Below are 1,379 nucleotides of genomic sequence, written 5' to 3' on the forward strand. Positions count from 1 at the left end.
CCTTCCTGGTGTTCCTCGTCTTCGTCGGCACCGCGGCAGCGTCGGTGTGGCTGATCCAGACTTCGCCGAAGGGTTTCTTCCCGCAGGAGGACATCGGCCAGATATCGGTGACCACCATCGCACGCCAGGACATCTCTTTCGACGCCATGTCCAGGCTGCAAGGACAGGTCGCCAGCGTCTTCTCGCATTCGCCCTATGTCGACCATGTGGCGTGGTCGGCGGGCAGCGGCAACAATGCGCTCAACCAGGGGCAGCTTTTCGTCCAGCTTAAGGGCAAGGACCAGCGCCCCGATATCGAGAAGGTGCTTTCGGACCTGCGCAAGCAACTGGCCGGCGTGGCGGGCATCGAGACCTACATGCAGCCGGTGCAGAATTTGAGGCTGGGCTCGCGGTCGTCGGCCAGCGCCTACCAGCTCGTGGTTCAGGGCCTTGATACCGGCCTGACCGATATTTGGGCGCAGAAACTGAACGACGCGATGGCTGCCGACCATGCGAACTTCACCGACGTCACCAGCGACCTGCAGAACAATGCGTTGCAGGCGACGCTGGTGGTGGATCGCGACAAGGCCGCCCAGCTCGGTATCGACACCGACACGTTGCGCTCCGCCCTCTATGGCGGGTTCGGCACCGACCAGGTTTCGACAATCTTCGGTTCGGCCGACAGCTACGAAGTCATCACCGAGCTCGATCCCAAGATCGAGTGGTCGCCCGAGCGGATGCTGGCCATCCAGATGAGGACGGCGAGCGGCAGTCTTGTTCCGCTCGGCGCCTTCGCCCGGGTCGATCGCACGGCCGGCGCCCTGACTGTCAACCAGCTCGGCCAGCTTCCAGCCGTGACCATCTCCTACAATCTGCCGCAGGGCGTGGCGCTGGGCGACAGCGTGACGCGCATCAATGCGCTCAAGGAGCAGATCGGCATGCCGACGGTGATCTCGACGACCTTTGCCGGCACGGCCAAGACCTTCCAGGATTCTCTTGCCAACCAGGGTTTTCTGGTCGGCGGCGCAATCCTGACCATCTATATCGTGCTCGGCATCCTCTACGAGAGCTTCATCCACCCGCTGACCATCCTTACCGGCCTGCCATCGGCCGTGCTGGGAGCGGTCGTTGCGCTGCGCTTCGCCGGCATGGATCTGTCTGTTATCGCGGTGATCGGCATCCTGATGCTGATCGGCATCGTCAAGAAGAACGGCATCATGATGGTCGACGTCGCGCTTGAACTGCGACGAGAAGGCATGTCGGCGACCGAGTCGATCCACAAGGCCTGCCTGATGCGGTTCAGGCCGATCATGATGACGACGCTGGCGGCACTGATGGGCACGTTCCCGATCGCGCTCGGCACCGGCGCCAGCGCCGAATTGCGCCAGCCGCTGGGCGTT

General features: G+C 63.2%; 1 protein-coding gene. It reads left to right on the plus strand.

What is annotated here, in order from left to right; genetic code table 11:
• Positions 1-1,379 (plus strand): efflux RND transporter permease subunit (locus tag EN906_RS34160; RefSeq protein WP_164777608.1); only part of this gene is annotated, 1,379 nt, incomplete at both ends.

This window comes from Mesorhizobium sp. M7A.F.Ca.CA.004.06.1.1 (genome assembly GCF_003999135.1).
Lineage (GTDB): Bacteria > Pseudomonadota > Alphaproteobacteria > Rhizobiales > Rhizobiaceae > Mesorhizobium.